This window comes from Pseudomonas sp. GW821-FHT09C10 (genome assembly GCF_059418085.1).
In genome coordinates, this window is sequence record NZ_JBWKPE010000018.1 from 129,396 (window position 1) to 148,720 (window position 19,325).

At 61.2% G+C, this 19,325-nt stretch carries 15 protein-coding genes; 12 read left to right on the forward strand and 3 right to left on the reverse strand.

Features of this window, described 5'->3' with window-relative positions; all coding sequences use genetic code 11:
- Positions 1-8 precede the first annotated feature (8 nt).
- Complete coding sequence (locus AC07OT_RS27710; RefSeq protein WP_495109569.1) at positions 9-899, reverse strand: SDR family NAD(P)-dependent oxidoreductase; 891 nt, start codon at positions 897-899, stop codon at positions 9-11.
- A complete protein-coding gene (locus AC07OT_RS27715; RefSeq protein ID WP_495109570.1) occupies positions 896-2,434 on the reverse strand; it encodes a flavin-containing monooxygenase in 1,539 nt (512 codons plus the stop codon). The genes AC07OT_RS27710 and AC07OT_RS27715 overlap by 4 nt, the downstream gene beginning before the upstream one ends.
- Positions 2,435-2,709: 275 nt before the next feature.
- Here AC07OT_RS27715 and AC07OT_RS27720 point away from each other — a divergent pair, with 275 nt between their 5' ends.
- The 12 genes from AC07OT_RS27720 (at position 2,710) to AC07OT_RS27775 (ending at position 17,928) form a co-directional block, all read left to right on the forward strand.
- Positions 2,710-3,708: an alpha/beta fold hydrolase gene (locus AC07OT_RS27720; RefSeq protein WP_495102342.1), complete on the forward strand. Its 999-nt coding sequence runs from the start codon at positions 2,710-2,712 to the stop codon at positions 3,706-3,708.
- A gap of 294 nt (positions 3,709-4,002) precedes the next feature.
- Positions 4,003-5,283, forward strand: a complete 1,281-nt coding sequence (locus tag AC07OT_RS27725; protein ID WP_495109571.1) for an alkane 1-monooxygenase — start codon at positions 4,003-4,005, stop codon at positions 5,281-5,283.
- A gap of 118 nt (positions 5,284-5,401) precedes the next feature.
- On the forward strand, positions 5,402-5,896 hold the full coding sequence (gene praA, locus AC07OT_RS27730; protein ID WP_495102340.1) for an alkane oxidation protein activator PraA: 495 nt from the start codon (positions 5,402-5,404) through the stop codon (positions 5,894-5,896).
- Positions 5,897-6,020: 124 nt separating this feature from the next.
- Positions 6,021-6,545 carry an alkane oxidation protein activator PraB gene (gene praB, locus AC07OT_RS27735; RefSeq protein ID WP_115488183.1) on the forward strand — a complete coding sequence of 175 codons (525 nt, stop codon included), beginning with the start codon at positions 6,021-6,023 and terminating at the stop codon, positions 6,543-6,545.
- 117 nt (positions 6,546-6,662) lie between these two features.
- Complete coding sequence (gene praB / locus AC07OT_RS27740) at positions 6,663-7,163, forward strand: alkane oxidation protein activator PraB (protein ID WP_413771014.1); 501 nt, start codon at positions 6,663-6,665, stop codon at positions 7,161-7,163.
- A 94-nt stretch (positions 7,164-7,257) separates the two neighbouring features.
- Entirely contained in the window at positions 7,258-8,676 is a 1,419-nt protein-coding gene (locus tag AC07OT_RS27745) for an outer membrane protein transport protein (RefSeq protein ID WP_115488182.1), read from the forward strand.
- Positions 8,677-8,968: 292 nt separating this feature from the next.
- Positions 8,969-11,494 carry an acyl-CoA dehydrogenase gene (locus tag AC07OT_RS27750; RefSeq protein WP_495109572.1) on the forward strand — a complete coding sequence of 842 codons (2,526 nt, stop codon included), beginning with the start codon at positions 8,969-8,971 and terminating at the stop codon, positions 11,492-11,494.
- A 135-nt stretch (positions 11,495-11,629) separates the two neighbouring features.
- On the forward strand, positions 11,630-12,973 hold the full coding sequence (locus AC07OT_RS27755) for a 3-oxoacyl-ACP reductase (protein WP_495109573.1): 1,344 nt from the start codon (positions 11,630-11,632) through the stop codon (positions 12,971-12,973).
- A 3-nt stretch (positions 12,974-12,976) separates the two neighbouring features.
- Entirely contained in the window at positions 12,977-13,867 is an 891-nt protein-coding gene (locus tag AC07OT_RS27760; protein ID WP_495109574.1) for a MaoC/PaaZ C-terminal domain-containing protein, read from the forward strand.
- A complete protein-coding gene (locus AC07OT_RS27765) occupies positions 13,864-15,162 on the forward strand; it encodes an acetyl-CoA C-acetyltransferase (RefSeq protein ID WP_495109575.1) in 1,299 nt (432 codons plus the stop codon). The genes AC07OT_RS27760 and AC07OT_RS27765 overlap by 4 nt, the downstream gene beginning before the upstream one ends.
- A gap of 31 nt (positions 15,163-15,193) precedes the next feature.
- Positions 15,194-16,897, forward strand: a complete 1,704-nt coding sequence (locus AC07OT_RS27770) for an AMP-binding protein (RefSeq protein ID WP_495109576.1) — start codon at positions 15,194-15,196, stop codon at positions 16,895-16,897.
- Between the two features lie 206 nt (positions 16,898-17,103).
- Positions 17,104-17,928 carry a hypothetical protein gene (locus AC07OT_RS27775; protein WP_495109577.1) on the forward strand — a complete coding sequence of 275 codons (825 nt, stop codon included), beginning with the start codon at positions 17,104-17,106 and terminating at the stop codon, positions 17,926-17,928.
- A 70-nt stretch (positions 17,929-17,998) separates the two neighbouring features.
- Here the strand turns inward: AC07OT_RS27775 and AC07OT_RS27780 are convergent, their stop codons facing one another.
- On the reverse strand, positions 17,999-19,114 hold the full coding sequence (locus AC07OT_RS27780; protein WP_495109578.1) for a Gfo/Idh/MocA family protein: 1,116 nt from the start codon (positions 19,112-19,114) through the stop codon (positions 17,999-18,001).
- Between the last annotated feature and the right edge of the window lie 211 nt (positions 19,115-19,325).

The window sequence follows — 19,325 nt, forward strand, 5'->3', positions numbered from 1 at the left end:
GCTCCTGTTCAAAGACGGGGCTTGTCGTTGGTTTCAAACACTGGCCTGCGTTGCTTGGGGGCCATGCGCTTGCTGGCCAGCACCACCAGCGCTTGATAGGCGGCCGGCAGGCAACGGGCGAGCAGGTCGAGGAAATACGCGTCACGGCCAATCAGCACGCGACGCTTGTTTTTGCGCACGCCTTGCAGGATCACCTTGGCGGCCTGGTCGGCATCGGTGATGAAGAGTTTTTCGAAGTCGGCGCGGGCCTGCTGTTCGCTGTGGATCAGGAAACCGGTCATGTTCGCGTCGATGCGGCTGCTGCGGCAGATATCGGTGCGGATGCCGCCGGGGTGCACGCAGGTGGCCGAGACGCCGCAGCGTTGCAGGTCCAGCTCCTGGCGCAAGGCTTCGGTAAAACCGCGCACGGCGAATTTGGTCGCGTTGTAACCGCTCATGCCGGGCTGGGAAAACAGGCCGAACACGCTGGACGTGTTGATCACATGGCCGTCGCCGCTGGCCTTGAGGTGCGGCAGGAACGCCTTGGTGCCGTGGACCACGCCCCAGAAGTTGATGCCGACTATCCACTCCAGGTCGGCGTAGTCCACGCCTTCGACCGTACTCGACAGGGCCACGCCGGCGTTGTTGAACACCAGGTTGACCTGGCCATGCTCGGCCACGCAGCGCGCCGCCCAAGCCTCCATGGCCTGGCGGTCGGACACATCCAGCACCTGGGTGGTAATCGTCACCGGCGCCAGGGTTGAGGTCTTGATCAGTGCCAGGGTCTGCTCCAGGCCCTGGGTGTTTTTGTCCGCCAGTGCCAGGTGGCAACCTTCGCGCGCGAGTGCCAGGGCCAATGCGCGGCCCATGCCGGATGCCGCGCCGGTAATCGCCGCCACGCGGCCGTTGAATGACTTCATGAGAGGCTGCCTTCTGCGGTGGAGTGGGGCGCCGTGGCCGGGCGGGGGGGAACAGTGAGGGGCAACAGGTCGACCGCATAGTCCTTGAGTGCGAACTGCCGGGTGACTCGCTTGAAGCGCCATGTCGAAGCGGGCCACAGGGTGGTGTTTTTGCCGGTACGTGGGTCCAGGTACCAGCTCTGGCAACCGCCGGTGTTCCAGATGGTGCGCTTGAGTTGGTCTTGCAATTGACGGTTGTAGGCCTGTTCCACCGTCGGTTTGACGTCCACCGTGGCGATGCGATGGCGCTGCATCTGCCTGAGCGCGTCGAGGATGTAGGTCACCTGCGCCTCGATCATCAGGATCATCGAGTTATGGCCCAGGCCGGTGTTGGGCCCGATGATCAGAAACAGGTTGGGATAGCCCGGCACCGTGGTGCCCTTATAGGCGTGTGCACCGTCGCGCCAGGTGTCCATCAGGTCCACACCGTCGCGACCGATGATGCAGTCCCGGGGCAGCGGGTCAGTGGCCTGGAAGCCGGTGCCGAAAATCAGGCAGTCGGCCGGGTGCTTGATACCGTCGGCGGTGATCACACCGTCGGCTTCGATGCGCAGGATTTTGTCGGTCACCACCTCGACATTGCTGCGCGACAGCGCCGGGTAGTAGTCATTGGAGATCAGCACACGCTTACAGCCGATGGTGTAGTCCGGCGTCAGAGCCTTGCGCAGGGAAGGGCGCGGTACTTGTTTGCGAAGGTGGCGCAGGGCGACTTTCTGCACCATTTTCATCAGCCGCGGATGCAGCGCAAACCCCAGCACACGGCCTTCCAGTGCCCAGTAGAAGGCGCCACGCACCAGGCGCTGGGTAACAGGCAGGTGCTTGAACAGCCAGCGTTCGAACGCTGAAATCCCGCGATCCGGCTTGGGCATGATCCACGGTGGAGTGCGCTGAAACAGATCCAGGTGCGCAACCTGCGGCGCAATCTGTGGCACGAACTGGATGGCACTGGCCCCCGTGCCGATCACCGCCACGCGCTTGCCCTTCAAGGCGTATGCGTGATCCCACTGCTGGGAGTGGAAGCGCTTGCCCTTGAAGGTGTCCAGCCCTGGAATCTCCGGCAGCGCCGGGCGTGCCAGGGCGCCCATGCCCGACACCAGCACCCGCGCACTGACGTGGCGGCCATCGCTGAAGCTCAACTGCCAGCGTTGTAGCTGTTCATCGAACACCGCGCGCTTCAGGCCCATGCCGAAACGCAGGTAGGGCGCCAATCCGAAGCGCACCGCGCAGTGTTCCAGGTAGGCGCGGATTTCCGCTTGCGGCGCGAACTGACGTGTCCAGTCCGGGTTGGGCGCAAAGGAAAACGAATACACATGGGACTGCACATCGCAGGCGCAACCTGGGTAATGGTTGTCCCGCCAGGTGCCGCCGAGGGTGTCGGCCTGCTCGGCGATAAAGAAGTCGGTGAACCCCGCTTCCTTGAGCTTGATCGCCATGCACAGGCCGGCAAAACCTGAACCGATGATGGCGATGTCGATGGAATCACTGTGGGCATTCATAGGCGGTCCTTCATGGGCATCGGATGGGCTCCTGTTTTTGTTGTGTCTTTTAGATAGAACACCATTGCAAAGAAAAATTGAATTAATTATTTTAAAAAAGATTTTAAATAATCTACCTGAAAATAGCGCCTACGCTAGGACCTTGTGCCTTATGTGCGACTTGTCCGACGGACGAGCGTGGTACGCACGCCGTTCAGGTCCAGGGTGTGGACGTTGGCCGAGGCCTTGATCAATTCCGGTCAGGTCGCCGGTCACAGGGAAGCTGAGGACGAGCTATGGCTGTGCAATGGGTGATTGCTGCAGGTGTGCTGGTGGGGGCGAGTGCGGTGCTATGGGGTTTCAGCGCCTGGATGACACGGCGCATCGAAGCCGCCGTTCCGATCAACGGGCGCTTCGTGGAGGTGAATGGCGAGCGCTTTCATTATGTGGAAGAGGGCAAGGGACCACCCCTGGTGATGATCCACGGGCTGATGGGCAGCAGTCGCAACCTGACCTATGCCTTGTCCGGCCAGTTGCGTGAGCACTTCCGGGTGATCACCCTCGACCGTCCCGGGTCGGGGTATTCCACGCGGCATAAAGGTACCGCTGCGGACTTGCCGGCCCAGGCGCGGCAAGTCGCGGCCTTCATCAACCAGCTTGGCCTGGACAAACCCCTGGTGCTCGGGCATTCCCTCGGCGGAGCGATTTCCCTGGCCCTGGCCCTCGATCATCCCGAGGCTGTATCGGGGCTGGTGCTGGTGGCACCGTTGACCCATCCCCAACCCAGGTTGCCGCTGGTGTTCTGGTCGCTGGCGGTGCGACCGGCGTGGTTGCGACGTTTTGTGGCCAATACCCTCACCGTGCCCATGGGCCTGTTGACTCGACGTTCAGTGGTCAAGGGCGTGTTTGCGCCGGACGCCGCTCCCGAGGACTTCGCCACCCGGGGCGGCGGCTTGCTGGGGATGCGCCCCGATAATTTTTACGCCGCCTCCAGCGAGATTGCGCTGGTCAACGACTGCCTGCCCGGGATGGTCAAGCGCTACCCCCAACTGACCCTGCCCATCGGCCTGATCTATGGCGCGCGGGACAAGGTGCTGGACTTTCGCCGGCATGGCCAGGCCCTCGCCGATAAAGTGCCCGGCCTCAAGCTGCAAGTGGTGGAAGGGCGCGGCCACATGCTGCCGATCACCGCCACGGCGCGGGTGGTCGAGGCCGTGCTGCACGTGGCCAAGCGCGTGCGCCCGGTGGAAACGGCCACGGTCCTGCATCCGCCCTTTGCCTTGGCGAACAAATAATCGTGGCCCTCATCGCCGGGTCGAGCGTCGCAAATGCCTGCCCTAGAGACCTGACCAAACGGCTGAAAAACAGACTGTTCAGTCACGTAAAAAAGGCCTCGAAAAAGTAGTTGACGACCTAACGATTCCGCGCTATTTATTTAAAAAAATATTTCAATATTTATTTTGAAATGATTTTTGAAATGCCTAAGAGCGAATAAAAATGAAAAAAACGTCTTTTATCGCATGGTTGATTTCCCGGAGCATCCAGCGCTCCCTGAACCTGTTGACCGCCTGCCTGCCAAGGAGGCTGCCATGAACCAGACTCTGGCAGCGCCAAGCGTTTGGACCGACGGCAAGCGCCACCTGTGGTGGTTGGGCATCCTGCCATTGGCCACCCCTCTGTTGTCCGGCGCACTCGCCATTGCCACTGGCATCCAGCAACTGTGGTGGGTCGGTGTACTGGTGATCTTTGGCCTGATCCCCCTGATCGACGGGCTGCTCGGCGAAGACATCAGCAACCCGCCCGAATCCGCCGTCAACCACCTTGAATCCCAAAGTTATTACCGTTGGATCGTCTACACCGGCGTGCTGTTCGTCATCTCGTCGGTGGTGATTACCGGATGGCTGGCCGCCGACGGCATCGACTGGATCATCCGGGGCGGCCTGCTGCACGCCACCGCCAACCTCGAACCTTCCAGCTGGTTGGCCCACGTCGCCGGCTACATCACTGAGCGTGCGCAACTGCATGGTCAACCAAGCTGGTTTACCTACCTGGGCATGGCCATGTCCACGGGGGCTGCCACTGGAATTGCGATCAACACGGCCCATGAATTGGGGCACAAGCCCAATGCCCTGGAAGTGTTCCTCGCCAAGGTCACCCTGGCGCCGACGTTTTACGGGCACTTTTATACCGAGCACAACCGCGGCCATCATGTGCGCGTCGCCACGCCGGAAGACCCGGCCAGCTCGCGGCTGGGTGAGAGTTTCTGGGCTTTCCTGCCACGCTCGGTGTGGTTCAGTGCTCGCTCGGCCTGGAACCTGGAGCGCGAGCGCCTGCGCAAACTCGGCCTGCCGGCCTGGCATCGGAAAAATGCTGTACTCAGCGCCTGGATGTACAGCGTGGTGTTGTGGGGGGCGATGATTGCCTGGCTGGGGGCAGCGGTGATTCCGTTCCTGGTTATCCAGGGCATCTACGGCTTCTCGTTGCTGGAAGTGGTGAACTATGTGGAGCACTACGGCCTTAAACGCCAGAAGTTGCCCAACGGTCGTTATGAACGGTGTTCGCCTCGGCACTCCTGGAACAGTAATCGAATTGTCACCAATATCTTTCTGTTCCAACTGCAGCGGCACTCCGATCACCACGCCAACCCGACGCGCAGTTATCAGTCGTTGCGCCACTTCGATGAGTCGCCGCAATTGCCTTATGGTTACGCGAGCATGATTGTCTGGGCCTATGTACCGTACTTGTGGCGGCGGCGCATGGATCATCGAGTGCTTAATCATTATGCCGGGGATATCACCCTGACCAATCTTCAACCTTCACAGCGTTTGAAGTACCTGGAGAAGTACAGCGGCAGTGCCAAGCCGTTTTGATCTGAGGTAACACTGAGTGTTGTTGTGTACTCGGGGGCCTGATTGCCGCGCAGGATTTTATCGCCCCGAGAAAGTGCTTTGACCCGAACAACAATAATTAAAGGGAAGGACATCCACCATGCAATCACCTGCCAAGTTCACCACCCATATCGTATTGGCCGTGCTGGGCCTGATCGCCTATCACCAGGCCCAGGCCGCGCGTATCGAACCGGCGGGCAGCGCCTTTACCGCCCAGGGCCCGATCAGCTTCTCCAAAGGCGCGCTGATCAGCGCCGATTGCACCATCAAGGTGGCTGGCAAGGTCGCTGCGGACGGTTCCTCGGTCAATGTCGACAAAGTCGAATTCGACGGCGGCCTCAAGTGCAGTCGGGTCGAAGCCATCAACTTGCCGTGGATTCTGGTTGCCAAAGATACCAGGAGCGGTTCCATGTCGAAAATCAGTGTGGATGTTCACGCCTTCGGCCTGGGCGGCAAGTGCGGGCCTTCTACCGCCGATGGCACCTGGGATAACGCCACCGGCAAGTTGGAAGCCGCCAATGTGCCCATTGGCGAAGACTGCAAGATCAAGACGGTGTCGATCAAGATGCCGCCGAACTTCAAAGTTGTTGAATAACGTGCTGCGGTAATTGAATTGAAATTTGGCTGGAAAGGGAAGTTCTGCAGTTTCACCGTGACCTCTCGTTCATGGCCATTACCCCCCGGCGAAATGAATTCGCCATAACATGTGAGGAAAAACAATGAAAAGTTTGAAAACCCTCGTATCGTTGTCTGCTTTGGCTGTTTGCATGGGTGCTGCTTCGATGGCGAATGCTGTCAGCCTGAGCCCAATTAATACAGGCTTTACCGCCACGGGTTCGATCACGGTTAAATCCCCGTCGTCGATCCAGATTCCAGTGACGTGCAGTGTGACCTTTACCGGGAATGTCGATGGCAGTGGCCTTGGGAAAATCACCGATGTCGTCGTGGGTGGCAGTAATTCACTGTGTAACCTGCCGCAGACCACCAATAAGCCATGGACGCTAACGGCTACAAGCCTGACGGCTCCGACCGCCGTGGGCAACGTTACCAACGTGGGTTACAACATTACCGCTTCAGGTGTTATCCCATCGAACTGTGGCCCGTCCACAATCACCGTTGGGTATAACAACACCACTAAGGTGCTGACGGCCTCCAACCAGCCTTTGTCCGGAAGTTGCACCGTTCAAAGCTTGAGCGTGACCGTAGTGGGTGCCGGTGGAGTGCCTATTGTTGTTGTTCCTTGAGGCAGTCTTGAGGACAAAGGGCTGATCACCCATTGAAAGACAGGCACCTTGAATAAGGTGCCTGTTGGGTGGCCCCAACAGCAGAGTGGGTGACCATAAGTGTCCACAGGAGATGTTATGCAAGCGCTGATTCGGTGTGCCTGTAAGACGGTATCGATGTTGGTAGTTGTTTTAATATCTTCCGTCTGCATGGGGGCAACATTTTCACCGGTGGGACCATTTGGTTCAATTACGGGTACGCTGACGCTTAAGTCGCCCTCGTCATTGCAAATTCCTATCAAGTGCGACATTCGCATGAGTGGCCAAGTGTCGCAGGATGGCACGGTCAGCATTACTAATAGCGTGATTTCAGGTGCGAATACGTTATGTCAGTACACGCGTACTGGCAGTACACCTTGGACACTGTCAGCCACCAGTCTTGCGGGTGTGACAATGTCGAATGTGCAGTTCTCAATATTCGGCCCTGGGGTGATTCAAAGTGCCTGTGGGCCCTCTACGCTTTCCGCTGGGTGGACGGGTTCATTTCGCCAATTGAATGCCTCGAGCCAGGTATTGTCGGGGAGCTGTACGCTGGTCTCATTAGAAGTGTTGTTCTGGTATTTGGATATTGTTCCTTAGTGGGTTTCACCATAAAGGAAGTTGTAAGCGTTGCAACGCCTGTTGTTCGAGACATGCCGTTGGTCGCGGTGATAACAATAATTAGGAGTGGTAAATGAATAATAAAAAACAACACGCTCGCACCTTGTTAGGACTTGCGGTAGTCGGTGGGCTGGTGTTCGCTACTTCTGCACACGCCGGTGGTTTTGCGACACCCACGTTCGGGGCAGAAGGGTGGGGCCGCGCCTTTGGTGGTGGTTCAATGTTTAAAGATGATCCTTCATCGGCCTATAACAACCCCGCGGCCATGGCGTTTATTGATCACAACATTGCACAATTCAACGTCGATTACGCGCGTATCAACATCAAGTATAAAGGCACCGCCAAAGATTACGCTGGCAATGACCCTGCCAAAGTGACCATTGACCCCGTGACGGGTGAGACAAGCTCTGTGCCCCGCACCGGTGACGGCGGCCAAGGCGGGTTCACCGCCTGGTTGCCGACCGGTTTCATGGTGATGCCGCTCGGTGACCGTTTCGCCTTCGGTCTGAGCCAGGTCGTGCCTATGGGCGCGCGCACCACGTGGGATGACGATTGGGTCGGTCGGGACTTTGCCGTAGATACTCGGATTGAAACAGTGGGCGTGACCGGCTCCCTGTCATTCAAGGTCAATGACGAATTCTCCGTAGGCGCCGGCGCCATCGTTCAGCATACAAAAGGGTTTGTCAGTCAGAACGTCGACCTGCTTTCCGCTGCGGCCCTTTCGCCCAACATCGGCGTGCCATTTCCATCCGGTGCGGGGTACACGTTAATGCGTGTGAAGGTCGACAATACTTCGGTTGGCTGGTTCGCAGGCCTGGCGTGGAAGCCCACGCCGAAGGACACTATTGGCCTGAACTACCACGCCAAGATCAAAAACAAACTGGAGGGTAAGTACAGCATTTATGCCGATCCGATTTCCACGGGATTGATTGATTCCGGGCTTCCCTCTCAGGCCTACCCGGGACTTACGCTTAATTCCAACGGCGCAAAAGCCTCTGCTCAGCTGGACGTTCCAGCCAACGCCTCCGTTGACTGGGTGCACCAGTTCACCGACCGATTCACCCTCGGCGCCAGCGTCACCTGGACCCAATGGTCGTCGTTCAAGGACCTGACCCTGAAGTCTGAGGGTACGACCATTGTCGCCATTCCCTATAACTACAAGGATGCCTGGATGGTGTCCCTCGGCGGTGACTACAAGCTCACCGACGATTTCACCCTGCGCGCCGGTGTGGCCACGGACCAGACGCCGACGCGTAACTCCACCCGCGACCCGCGTATCCCGGACGGTGACCGGATTTTCACCTCCCTGGGTTTTGGCTACAAAATCCGCGCCATCCCCGGCCTGGGTATCGACGGGTCCTATTCCCACCAGTTTGTAGAGAAGGCCAAGCTGCAAACGCATAACCAGGATCGCCTGGGTGGGGCAACTCTGGATGGCAAGGCCGATGCTTACGGGGACGTGGTCAGCCTGGGATTAACCTACGAGTTCTGACGCGCCACTGCCGGGTGCAGTACCGGTGTAAACCTGCCGTCAGCGCATCTTTCTGCACGGTTTCACACCGGTCATGCATCGACGGGGCGCCTACGCGCTCCGTTTCGATTTCGTAACCACTCAACCATCAGGCTGAATCATTCAGTCGACATTTCTTTGGCTAAAGAATTAAATAAAAATTTCAAAACAAAATTTGAATTTAGCTTTCCAAGTTTGTAGTGTGGCTTTACGCCGCAGGTCGATCCGACCTTTCGCACGTAAACCACGCCCTGAATCGAGTAGAGGTATCCCCATGGTTATCTGGTTATTGGTGGGTGTCGCAGCCGCGATTGCCCTGGCGTATCGACAAGCTGCCGCCCTCCTGTGGTTGGGCGCTGGCCTGATCTGGCTGACAGCGGGCTACCTGTTCAATGGGGTGGCGGCTTTCGGCGCCACCGTCGCGGCAGTGCTGGTGGTATTGCCGGCGTTGTTGATGAGCCTCAAACCGCTGCGCCGCGCGCTGTTGACCGGCAAGGCCCTCAATCTGTTTCGCACGATCATGCCGGCGATGTCCGACACCGAACGCGCCGCCATCGAGTCCGGCACCGTGTGGTGGGACGCTGAGCTGTTCAGCGGCAAGCCCGATTGGCAGCGCCTGCTGCAAGCGGCCCCGGCGAGCCTCAGCGCCGAGGAGCAAGCCTTTCTCGACAATGAAGTGGAAACCCTTTGCGACATCGCCAACGACTGGGAAACCACCCAGGTCTGGCAGGACATGTCCCCCGAAGGCTGGCAGTACACCAAGGACGCCGGCTTCCTTGGCATGATCATTCCCAAGCAGTACGGCGGCAAAGGCTTCTCCCACTACGCCCATTCCCAAGTGGTGATGAAGCTGTCGACGCGCTGCTCGGCGGCGGCGATTTCGGTGATGGTGCCCAACTCCCTGGGCCCGGCCGAACTGCTGCTGCATTACGGCACCGATGCCCAGCGCAATTACTACCTGCCACGCTTGGCCCGGGGCGAAGACATCCCGTGCTTTGCCCTGACCAGCCCGTATGCGGGCTCCGATGCCGGGGCGATTCCCGATCTGGGCATCGTCTGCAAAGGCACCCATGAAGGCCAGGAGGTGCTGGGGTTTCGTGTGACCTGGGACAAACGCTATATCACCCTGGGACCGATCGCCACGGTGCTCGGTCTGGCGTTTCGCGCGGAAGATCCGGACGGATTGCTGGGGCCGAAAGGCTCGCTGGGCATCACCTGTGCCCTGATCCCCACCTCCCATCCCGGCGTAAATAGTGGTCGCCGGCACTGGCCGCTCAACGCCGTATTTCAGAACGGCCCGACCACCGGCAAGGATGTGTTTATCCCGCTGGAATGGGTGATCGGTGGCCGCGAGCAAGTCGGCAACGGCTGGCGCATGTTGATGGAATGCCTGGCCGCCGGCCGCGCGATTTCCCTGCCATCGGCCAATGTCGGCCTGGGCAAGGTCGCGGTGCGCGGCACTACGGCCTACGCGGCGATGCGCAAACAGTTCGGCTTGCCCATCGGCAAGTTCGAAGGGGTGCAGGCGCCGCTGGCGCGCATGGCCGGGCACCTGTATGCCTGCGATGCGGTGCGCAAGGTCTCGGTGGCTTCATTGGATGCCGGTGAGAAACCCTCGGTGATCTCGGCCATCGCCAAGTACCACGTCACCGAACGCGCGCGGATGATCGTCAATGACGGCATGGACATCGTCGCCGGCAAGGGCATCTGCATGGGCCCGAATAACTTCCTGGCCCGTGCCTATCAGCAAAGCCCCATCGCCATCACGGTGGAAGGCGCGAACATCATGACGCGCTGCCTGATCATCTTTGGCCAGGGCCTGATTCGTTGCCATCCCTATGTGTTCCGCGAAATGGAGGCGGCGCGCAACCCGGACCGGCGCCAGGCGCTGGAAGATTTTGATAGCGCGATGTTCGGCCATGTGAGCTTTGTATTGGCCAACACCGTACGTGCGGCGGTACATGCCCTGACCGGCGGGCGCCTGATTTCCGCACCGGCCAAGACCGACCCGGTGCTGGCGTCCTACTATCGCCAGGCCAATCGCCTGTCGGTGGTGCTGGCGCTGATCTCGGATATTTCCATGGGCGTGCTGGGCGGTGCCCTCAAGCGCAAGGAAAGTATCACCGGGCGTTTGGGCGATATTCTGTCGCAGCTGTACATCCTGTCCTGCGTGCTCAAGCGCTTCGAGGACGACGGCCGGCCCCAGGCAGACCTGCCGCTGGTGCATTGGGCGGCACAGGACGCATTGCTGCGTGCCCATGAAGCCCTCGCCGAAGTGCTGGACAACTACCCCTCCACAGCGGCGGCGGCGGTGCTGCGTGGCTTGACGTTCCCGTTCGGTATTGCGCTGCGCAAACCTTCGGATCGGCTGCTGGCCCAGGTGGCCGATGTGGTGCAGACCCCCGGCGAAACCCGCGACCGCCTGTTGGCCAACTCCTACATTCCACGTCCGGAAATCGACAAGCTGGCCTACGGCGAATTGGGCTTCCGCCTGCTGCCGCAGGTGGAGTTGATCGACGCCCGGCTCAAGCCGGCCATCAGGCAAGGTCTGCTCGAACCGATGCCGATCGCCGCCACGGCCTTCACCGCCTGGCGCGTCAAGGCGCGGGCGCTGGACCTGATCAGCGACGACGAAGATGCCTTGCTGGCGCGCTATGTGGAATACGCCGACCACGCTATCCAGGTGGATGACTTCCCCCAGGACTTCGGTTTGCTGGAGGCGTTGCAGCAGCGCAGGCAGGCGTTGGAACCTATGCCCAAACGCCGAACCGCCCAAGGTGAAAACGCCCCGGTCAACTGATGTGGGAGGGGGCTTGCCCCCGATAGCGATTTGTCTATACCCATCCTGTGGTCTGACACACCGCTATCGGGGGTAAGCCCCCTCCCACACAAACCGGGTTTACACGGCAAGTTTGTGTGGTGAGTGGATCTATCTATGAGTGACAGCTACCTATCGTTCGTCAATTCCCCCTGGGGCCGTCGCCTGGCCCAGGTGGTGGGCTTGCCTCAGCCCGTGCCGTTGCAGCGCCATCGCAGCGGCCAGCCTGGCCTGGCCAACCCGGTGATTTTCGCCGGGGCAGGGCGCCTGGCTGCGCAGGTGCAACAGGTGTTCAGCGCCACCGACACGGTCACCGCCACCCCGGCGACGCTCAAGGCGCCGTCCACGGTCAAGGTGCAGGGTGCAGTGTTCGATGCCAGCGGCATAACCGGCCTGCAACAACTGGACGAGCTCTATGAGTTCTTCCACGCCAACGCCAGACGCCTGGGCCAACACGGCCGCGTTGTGGTGCTGGGCACCGCGCCGGAACACTGCACCGAGTTGCCCCAGGCCATCGCCCAGCGTGCGCTCGAAGGCCTGGTACGTTCATTGGCCAAGGAGTTGCGCCGGGCGATCACCGTGCAGTTGTTGTACGTGGCGCCGGGAGCGGAAGACGCACTGGACAGCAGCCTGCGTTTCTTCCTGTCGCGGCGTTCGGCCTATGTGTCGGGGCAGGTGGTGCGCCTGGAAAAACCGGTGGATGGGCCGGTCGCCGTCAATTGGGACAAACCCTTCGCCGGCCGACGCGCGCTGGTCACCGGCGCTTCCCGAGGCATTGGCCTGGCCATCGCCCAGGTCCTGGCCCGCGAGGGCGCCCATGTGGTCTGCGTGGACGTGCCCCAGGCCCAGGACTCGCTGCAACAGGCGGCCGCGAGTGTGGACGGTTCGGCGCTGCCGTTGGACATCACGGCAGCGGACGCCGCTGCCCAGTTGCATGCCCATGTCAGCCAATACGGTGCCTTCGATGTGGTGGTGCACAACGCCGGGATCACCCGCGACAAGACCATCGCCAAGATGCCTGAAGCGGCCTGGCGCAGCGTGTTGGCGGTCAACCTCGAAGCACCGTTGCACCTGAGCAGTGCCTTGTTGGACAGCCAGGGCCTGAATCCGGGGGGACGTATCGTGTGCGTGTCGTCGATCTCCGGCATTGCCGGCAACCTCGGGCAAAGCAACTACGCCACCTCCAAGGCCGGCGTGATCGGCCTGGTGCAAGGCCTGGCCCCGCGTGCGTCGGCGCAACAGGTGACGGTGAATGCGGTGGCACCTGGATTTATCGAGACCCAGATGACCGCCAAAATCCCGTTGATGATTCGCGAGGCCGGGCGGCGCATGAACTCGATGTCCCAGGGCGGGCAGCCGATCGATGTGGCCGAAACCATTGCCTGGCTGGCGCACCCGGCGTCGGGCGGGGTCAACGGCCAGGTCGTGCGCGTGTGCGGCCAAAGCCTGCTGGGAGCCTGAGCCATGGACTACGTGACGCAGATTATCGACCCTCCGCCATCGCGCACGCGCCTGTTGCTGGACGGCGTGCGTGCCCTGCGCAAACCCAAGCTCGACGGCGCACCGCTGTTGCCCAGGGAGCGCCTGGTGCGCTCGGCGGTGGAATTGTCCGCTGCGGGCATTGCGGCTTACGGCCGTGCCTGTGGCTTTCGCCGCGAACAGGGCGTGCCGCTGTCGTACCCCCATGTGCTGGCGTTCCCCCTGCACCTGATGCTGTTGACCCGTCCGAGTTTCCCGTACCCGGCCAGCGGCATGGTGCACCTGGCCAATCGCATTCGGCAGCACCAGCGCCTGCAGGAAGGTCAGGCACTGCGCCTGGAAGTCTTTTGCGAACGTTGGGTGGCCCATGCCAAGGGCCAGGCGCTGAGCATCGTCACCCGGGCCTACAGCCGCGGCAGCCTGGTGTGGGAAAGCGACAGCCTGTACCTGCGCCGCGAGGTGAAGGATCCCGTGGGCGGGCCGTGGGATGACGCGCTGCCGTTGCAAGAAGAGGGCCTGTTGCGCACCCAGCGCTGGGTGTTGCCCGCCGATCTGGGTCGGCGCTTCGCCAAGGTCTCGGGGGACTTCAACCCGATCCACACCTCACTGATCGGTGCGAAGCTGTTCGGCTTTCGCCGCGCCATCGCCCATGGCATGTGGACCCTCGGCCGCGCATTGGCCGCTCAACAACCTCCCGGTGGCCTGGGTCAGGCCGAAGCCCATTGCGACTTCAAGCTGCCGATCTTCCTGCCCGGCCAGGTCGCCCTGTGGCAACACCCCGTGAGCGGCCCGCGGCGCGAATTCGAAGTGCGCAATTTCGCCGGCGACAAACCGCATATGCGCGGGCTATTTGTCTGGAATGAGAGCCCTACATGAGTGACTACAGCTTCAACCCGGCCCCGACCCGCCGCGTGGCGATCATCGGCGGCAACCGCATTCCGTTTGCCCGTTCCAACACGGTGTACGCCCACGACAGCAACCAGGACCTGCTGGTGGTGGCGCTGCAAGGCCTGGTCGACCGTTACAACCTGCACGGCCAGCGTCTGGGCGAGTTTGCCGCCGGCGCGGTGATCAAGCATTCGCGGGATTTCAACCTGGCGCGTGAATCGCTGCTGTCGACCACCTTGTCCCCGCAGACCCCGGCCTACGATGTGCAGCAAGCCTGCGGCACCGGCCTGGAAGCGGCCTTGCTGGTGGCGAATAAGATCGCCCTTGGCCAGATCGACGTGGGCATCGCCGGTGGCGCCGACACCACCTCCGACGCGCCCATCGGCATCAATGAATCCCTGCGCCACACCTTGCTCGCGGCCAATCGCGCCAAGGGCATGGGCGAGAAGGTGAAGGCACTGCTGAAGGTGCGTCCGTCGATGTTGTTCAAGCCGCTGTTGCCGCGCAATGGCGAGCCGCGTACCGGTTTGTCCATGGGCGAACATTGCGAAGCAATGGCCCAACGCTGGCAGATCAAGCGCCTGGCCCAGGACGAGTTGGCCCTCACCAGCCACCAGCGCCTGGATGCCGCGTATCAGCGCGGTTTCTTCGACGACCTGATCAGCCCCCATCGCGGCCTGGCGCGGGACAACAACCTGCGCGCCGACGCCAGCCTGGAGAAACTCGCCGGCCTGTCCCCGGCCTACGACCGCCAGCACGGTACCCTCACGGCGGGCAACTCCACGCCACTGACGGATGGCGCCTCGGTGGTGCTGCTGGCCAGCGAAGATTGGGCGGTGGCCCATGGCTGGCCGGTGTTGGCCTACCTGCGCACGGGCGAGACGGCGGCGGTGAATTTTGTCGACGGCAGCGAAGGCCTGCTGATGGCGCCGGCCTACGCCGTACCGCGCATGCTCAAGCGCGAAGGGCTGAGTTTCGCCGACTTCGATTTCTTCGAGATCCACGAAGCCTTTGCCGCCCAGGTGCTGTGCACGCTCAAGGCCTGGGAAGACGCCGATTACTGCCGCGAACGGCTCGGCCTGGAGGCGCCGTTGGGCGCCATCGACCGCGCCAAAATGAACGTCAACGGCGGTTCTCTCGGCTGCGGCCACCCGTTTGCCGCCACCGGTGGCCGGCAATTGGCGGCGCTGGCCAAGGCCATCCACGAGCGCGGCGGCGGTCGCGGCCTGATTTCCATCTGCGCGGCGGGCGGGCTGGGCATTACCGCTATCGTCGAAAAGTAGCCCCATCAAAAACAACAATAAGGAGACTGCCATGAACGCTATCAGCCTGGAACACACCGAACGGGTCTGGTTGAACGCTTACCTGCCCGGCGTCCCGGCGGACATCGATGCCGGTATCGAGGACTACCCGTCGTTGCGCGAGGTGTTCCTGGAGCACCTGGAGAAATTTCGCGAGCGGGTCGCCTACGTCAGCATCGGCACCGAGATGACCTACGCCGACTGGCAGGTGCAAGGCATTGCGTTCGCCGCCTGGCTGCAGGGCCAGGGCGTACAGAAGGGCGACCGCGTGGCGCTGATGATGCCCAACTGCCTGCAGTACCCGATCTGCCTGCTGGGCACGATCCTGGCCGGTGCGGTGGTGGTCAACGTCAACCCGTTGTACACCGCCCATGAGCTCAAGCACTTGCTCAAGGACAGCGGCGCCGAAACCGTGGTGATCTTCGAAAACTTCGCCCACACCCTGGAAAAAGTCATCGCCGGCAGCAGCGTCAAGCGCGTGGTGGTGGCCGCCATCGGCGACCTGCTCGGCAGCTTCAAGGGGGCGGCGATGAACTTCATCCTGCGTCGCGTGCAAAAGCAGGTGCCGGCGTTCAACCTGAGGGGCTCGGTGCGTTTCAACCAGGTGCTGAAACAGGGCCGCGCGCTCAACCACTTCCCGGTGGACATGCACCTCGACGACCTGGCCTTCCTGCAATACACCGGCGGCACCACCGGGGATGCCAAGGGCGTGATGCTCAGCCATCGCAATATCATCGCCAACCTGTTGCAGGCCAAGGCCTGGGTCGGCGACCAACTGGACCAGGACAAGCAGGAAACCAACGTTACCCTGCTGCCGCTGTACCACATCTTTTCCCTGACGGTGAACTGCCTGATGTTCATGTGCCTGGGCGGGCGCAACATCCTTATCGCCAACCCGCGGGATGTGAAGCGGGTGCAGATGATCCTGCGCAAGGAGCGCTTCAATGGTATTGCCGGGGTCAATACGCTGTTCAACGGCTTGCTGGAGAATAAGGAGTTCTGCGCTCGGGACTTCTCCGACCTGCGCATGGTGATCGCCGGCGGCATGGCCACGCACACGGCGGTGGCCAAGCGCTGGAAGGACGTCACCGGGCTGCCGATCATCGAAGGCTACGGCCTCACCGAATGCTCGCCGGTGGTGAGCATCAGCCCGATCGATATTGCGCGCATGCGCGAAATGGAATTCACCGGCAGCATCGGCGTGCCGCTGCCATCGACCTGGGTGCGGTTTATGCGTGAAGACGGCGAACTGGCCGATATCGGCGAGCAGGGCGAACTGCAGGTGCGCGGCCCGCAGGTGATGCAGGGGTACTGGAAACGTCCGGACGCCACCGCCGAAGTGCTGGACGCCGAGGGATGGTTGTCGACCGGTGACATCGGCGTGATGGATGAACGCGGCTATATCCGCCTGGTGGACCGCAAGAAAGACATGATTCTGGTCTCGGGCTTCAACGTGTACCCCAATGAAATCGAAGACGTGGTGGCGCTGCACCCGGGCGTCGGCGAAGTGGCGGCCATCGGCGTGGAAGACGGCGTGACGGGGGAAAAGGTCAAGATCATCGTGGTGCGCAAGGACCCGAACCTGACCCAGGAACAGCTCCTCGCCCATTGCCGCGAATACCTGACGGGCTACAAGGTGCCCAGGTATGTGGAGTTTCGCAGTACCGAGTTGCCTAAAACGACAGTGGGCAAAGTGCTGCGTCGCGCCTTACGCTAGAAAAGCGGTTTTGTGTGGCAGGCAAGCCGGCTCATCAACGTCTTGTTCAACGGATAGCGGGGAAGGGGCCCACAGGAACTGAATCGGCCATGCTTGCCACATAGGGACTACTTGCAACCCTGCGTTATCACCATGTGTCTGCGTCTTGGTGCGATGCTGGACAGGCAGGTGAACTTTTCGCCAAACCGGACTGGAGACATCAAACGATGTTGGCACCTGCTTTCGATAAATCTGTTATGTCCTCACCCTCGCACCTGAAGGCGGATCAGGGCAATACCGCTCCGTCAAAACCGATGGCGAATTCGTCCGCAATCGCGCAAAGGAGCGGCTCAATCAGCTTTCAATTAGGCGATACCCCACGGTTGTCGGGGTTTTACGGTAACGCGGTTACCGCTGGATTCGAGGAGCGTGACCGCGCACAGCACATCAAAGCAGACTACTGGCCCCGGGGTGGGATAGGCAGTTTCAAGCAGTTCATCCGCCACTGCTTTGGCGCCCAGCGCCCTCCAAGGCCCGACCCGATCCCCAACTGGCCCGGCCACGGTTTCGGCAGCAAGAGCAACGCAGAGCTTTCACGCATGCTGCTCGATAGGTTCGATGACTTTAAGGAACCCCATCATCCGGGGATCATCACCAAGGACGGCCTGAAGAATATGGCCGGCAAACCGCTGACCGGCGATTATGCCAAAGACCAGAATATCCTCCTGGCACGGGAACTGATGAAGCGTGGAGACCTGGTCGACGATATGGACCGTCACCATATCACCGGCGGGCTGGATAGCCTGATCGATCGCAACAACCTCAACATCACGATGTTTAAAAACCAGAATGACAAAGAGTTGGCCCGAGAGCTGATGCGTGATCTCGATCTGTTCAAGGACCCGCAGCGGCCCGGCCACCTCAGCCTCGAAAAACTGCATGAAGTTGCCAACTGGACTGTTACCAGGCATCCCTACTTCGGTCGCCAGGCGTGGCTGGCGAAGGAACTCCTCAGGCGTCCCGAAATGCTCGACAGGCTTCACTTCCGCTGATTGAGAGGTGTGCGGGTGATCTAAAGGTGGGAAGGGCTTGCCCCTCCCACTCGGGGTTTTGCATTGCGCTTCAGAGCGAGTTTAGGTTGACCCAGCGCTCTTCACGGGCAGCCACACGAATCGCCGTCGCCAGCCGTTCCACCTCCCATGCCGCGTCAAAGTCGGTGCCATCCGCGCCCTGGCCGGCCACCGCCATGATCAACTCCTGCACCTCCAGGGTCTTCAGCTCGTTGTAGCCCAGCTGATGCCCCGCCGCCGGGCTGAACGCCGCGTAGCCGGGCAGGGCAGGACCCGCCAGCAAACGCTGGAAACCGTCCTGGCCGACACGGCACAGGCGCAGTTCATTCAAGCGCTCCTGATCGAACGCCAAGGTGCCCTTGGTGCCGCTGATCTCGAAACTCAGGTGGTTCTTGTAACCGTGCTTGAGCCAACTGCTGCTCACCGCGCCGCGCGCGCCGTTGGCAAAGCGCAGCAGGGCGTGCACCTGGTCATCCACGGCGATGGCTTTCTGCTCGGCGCTGCCTTTGACGGCCGGGCGTTGGGCGTGGACGGTCTGGGTGTCGGCACACACGCCGGTCACATCGCCCACCAGGTAACGCGCCATCGACAGCAGGTGGCTGCCCAGGTCCGCCAGGGCGCCACCGGCATGCCCCACTTCACAGCGCCACGACCACGGTGACGCCGGGTCGGCCATGAAGTCTTCGCTGAACTCGCCCTGGAAGCTGATGATGTCGCCGAGGTCACCCTCGGCAATCAGTTGCCGCGCCAGGCCGATCATCGGGTTGTGCTGGTAGTTGTAGCCGACCCGCGTCACCACCCCGGCTTCGCGGGCAGCCTGGCGCATGGCATCGGCCTGCTCCAGGCTGACCGCCAGGGGTTTTTCGCAGTACACCGCCTTGCCCGCTGCAATGGCCGCCATCGCCATGGGAAAGTGCAGGTGGTTCGGCGTGGTGATGGCCACCACATCCACGGCCGGGTCGTCGATCAGCGCCTGCCAGTCGCCGTGGGCCTGGGCAAACCCCCAGGCCGTGGCACAGCGCTGGGCGCGCTCGGTGTCGGCATCGGCCAGGGCGGCCAGCTTCAGGTGTACCGGCAGTTCAAATACCGTCCGGGCATTGTTGAATGCCAGGGCGTGGGCGCGGCCCATGAAGCCTGTGCCGATCAAGCCGATTCCGAGTTCACGCATAGCCGTGGTCCTTTGGATTACTGTTTTCAGGAGGGCCATTAATGGAATAAAAATTCCTAAAGTTCAATAGATAGAATAAAAATTCATTAATCAGCCTGGCTGATACCCGCCTATTCAGGTATGGCTAAACGCCGCCAGTTAACAAAAGATAACGTAGCACCGATTGTCAGACGATTCGAAAGCCCGATAGGATGGCCCCTGCTTCCTCCAG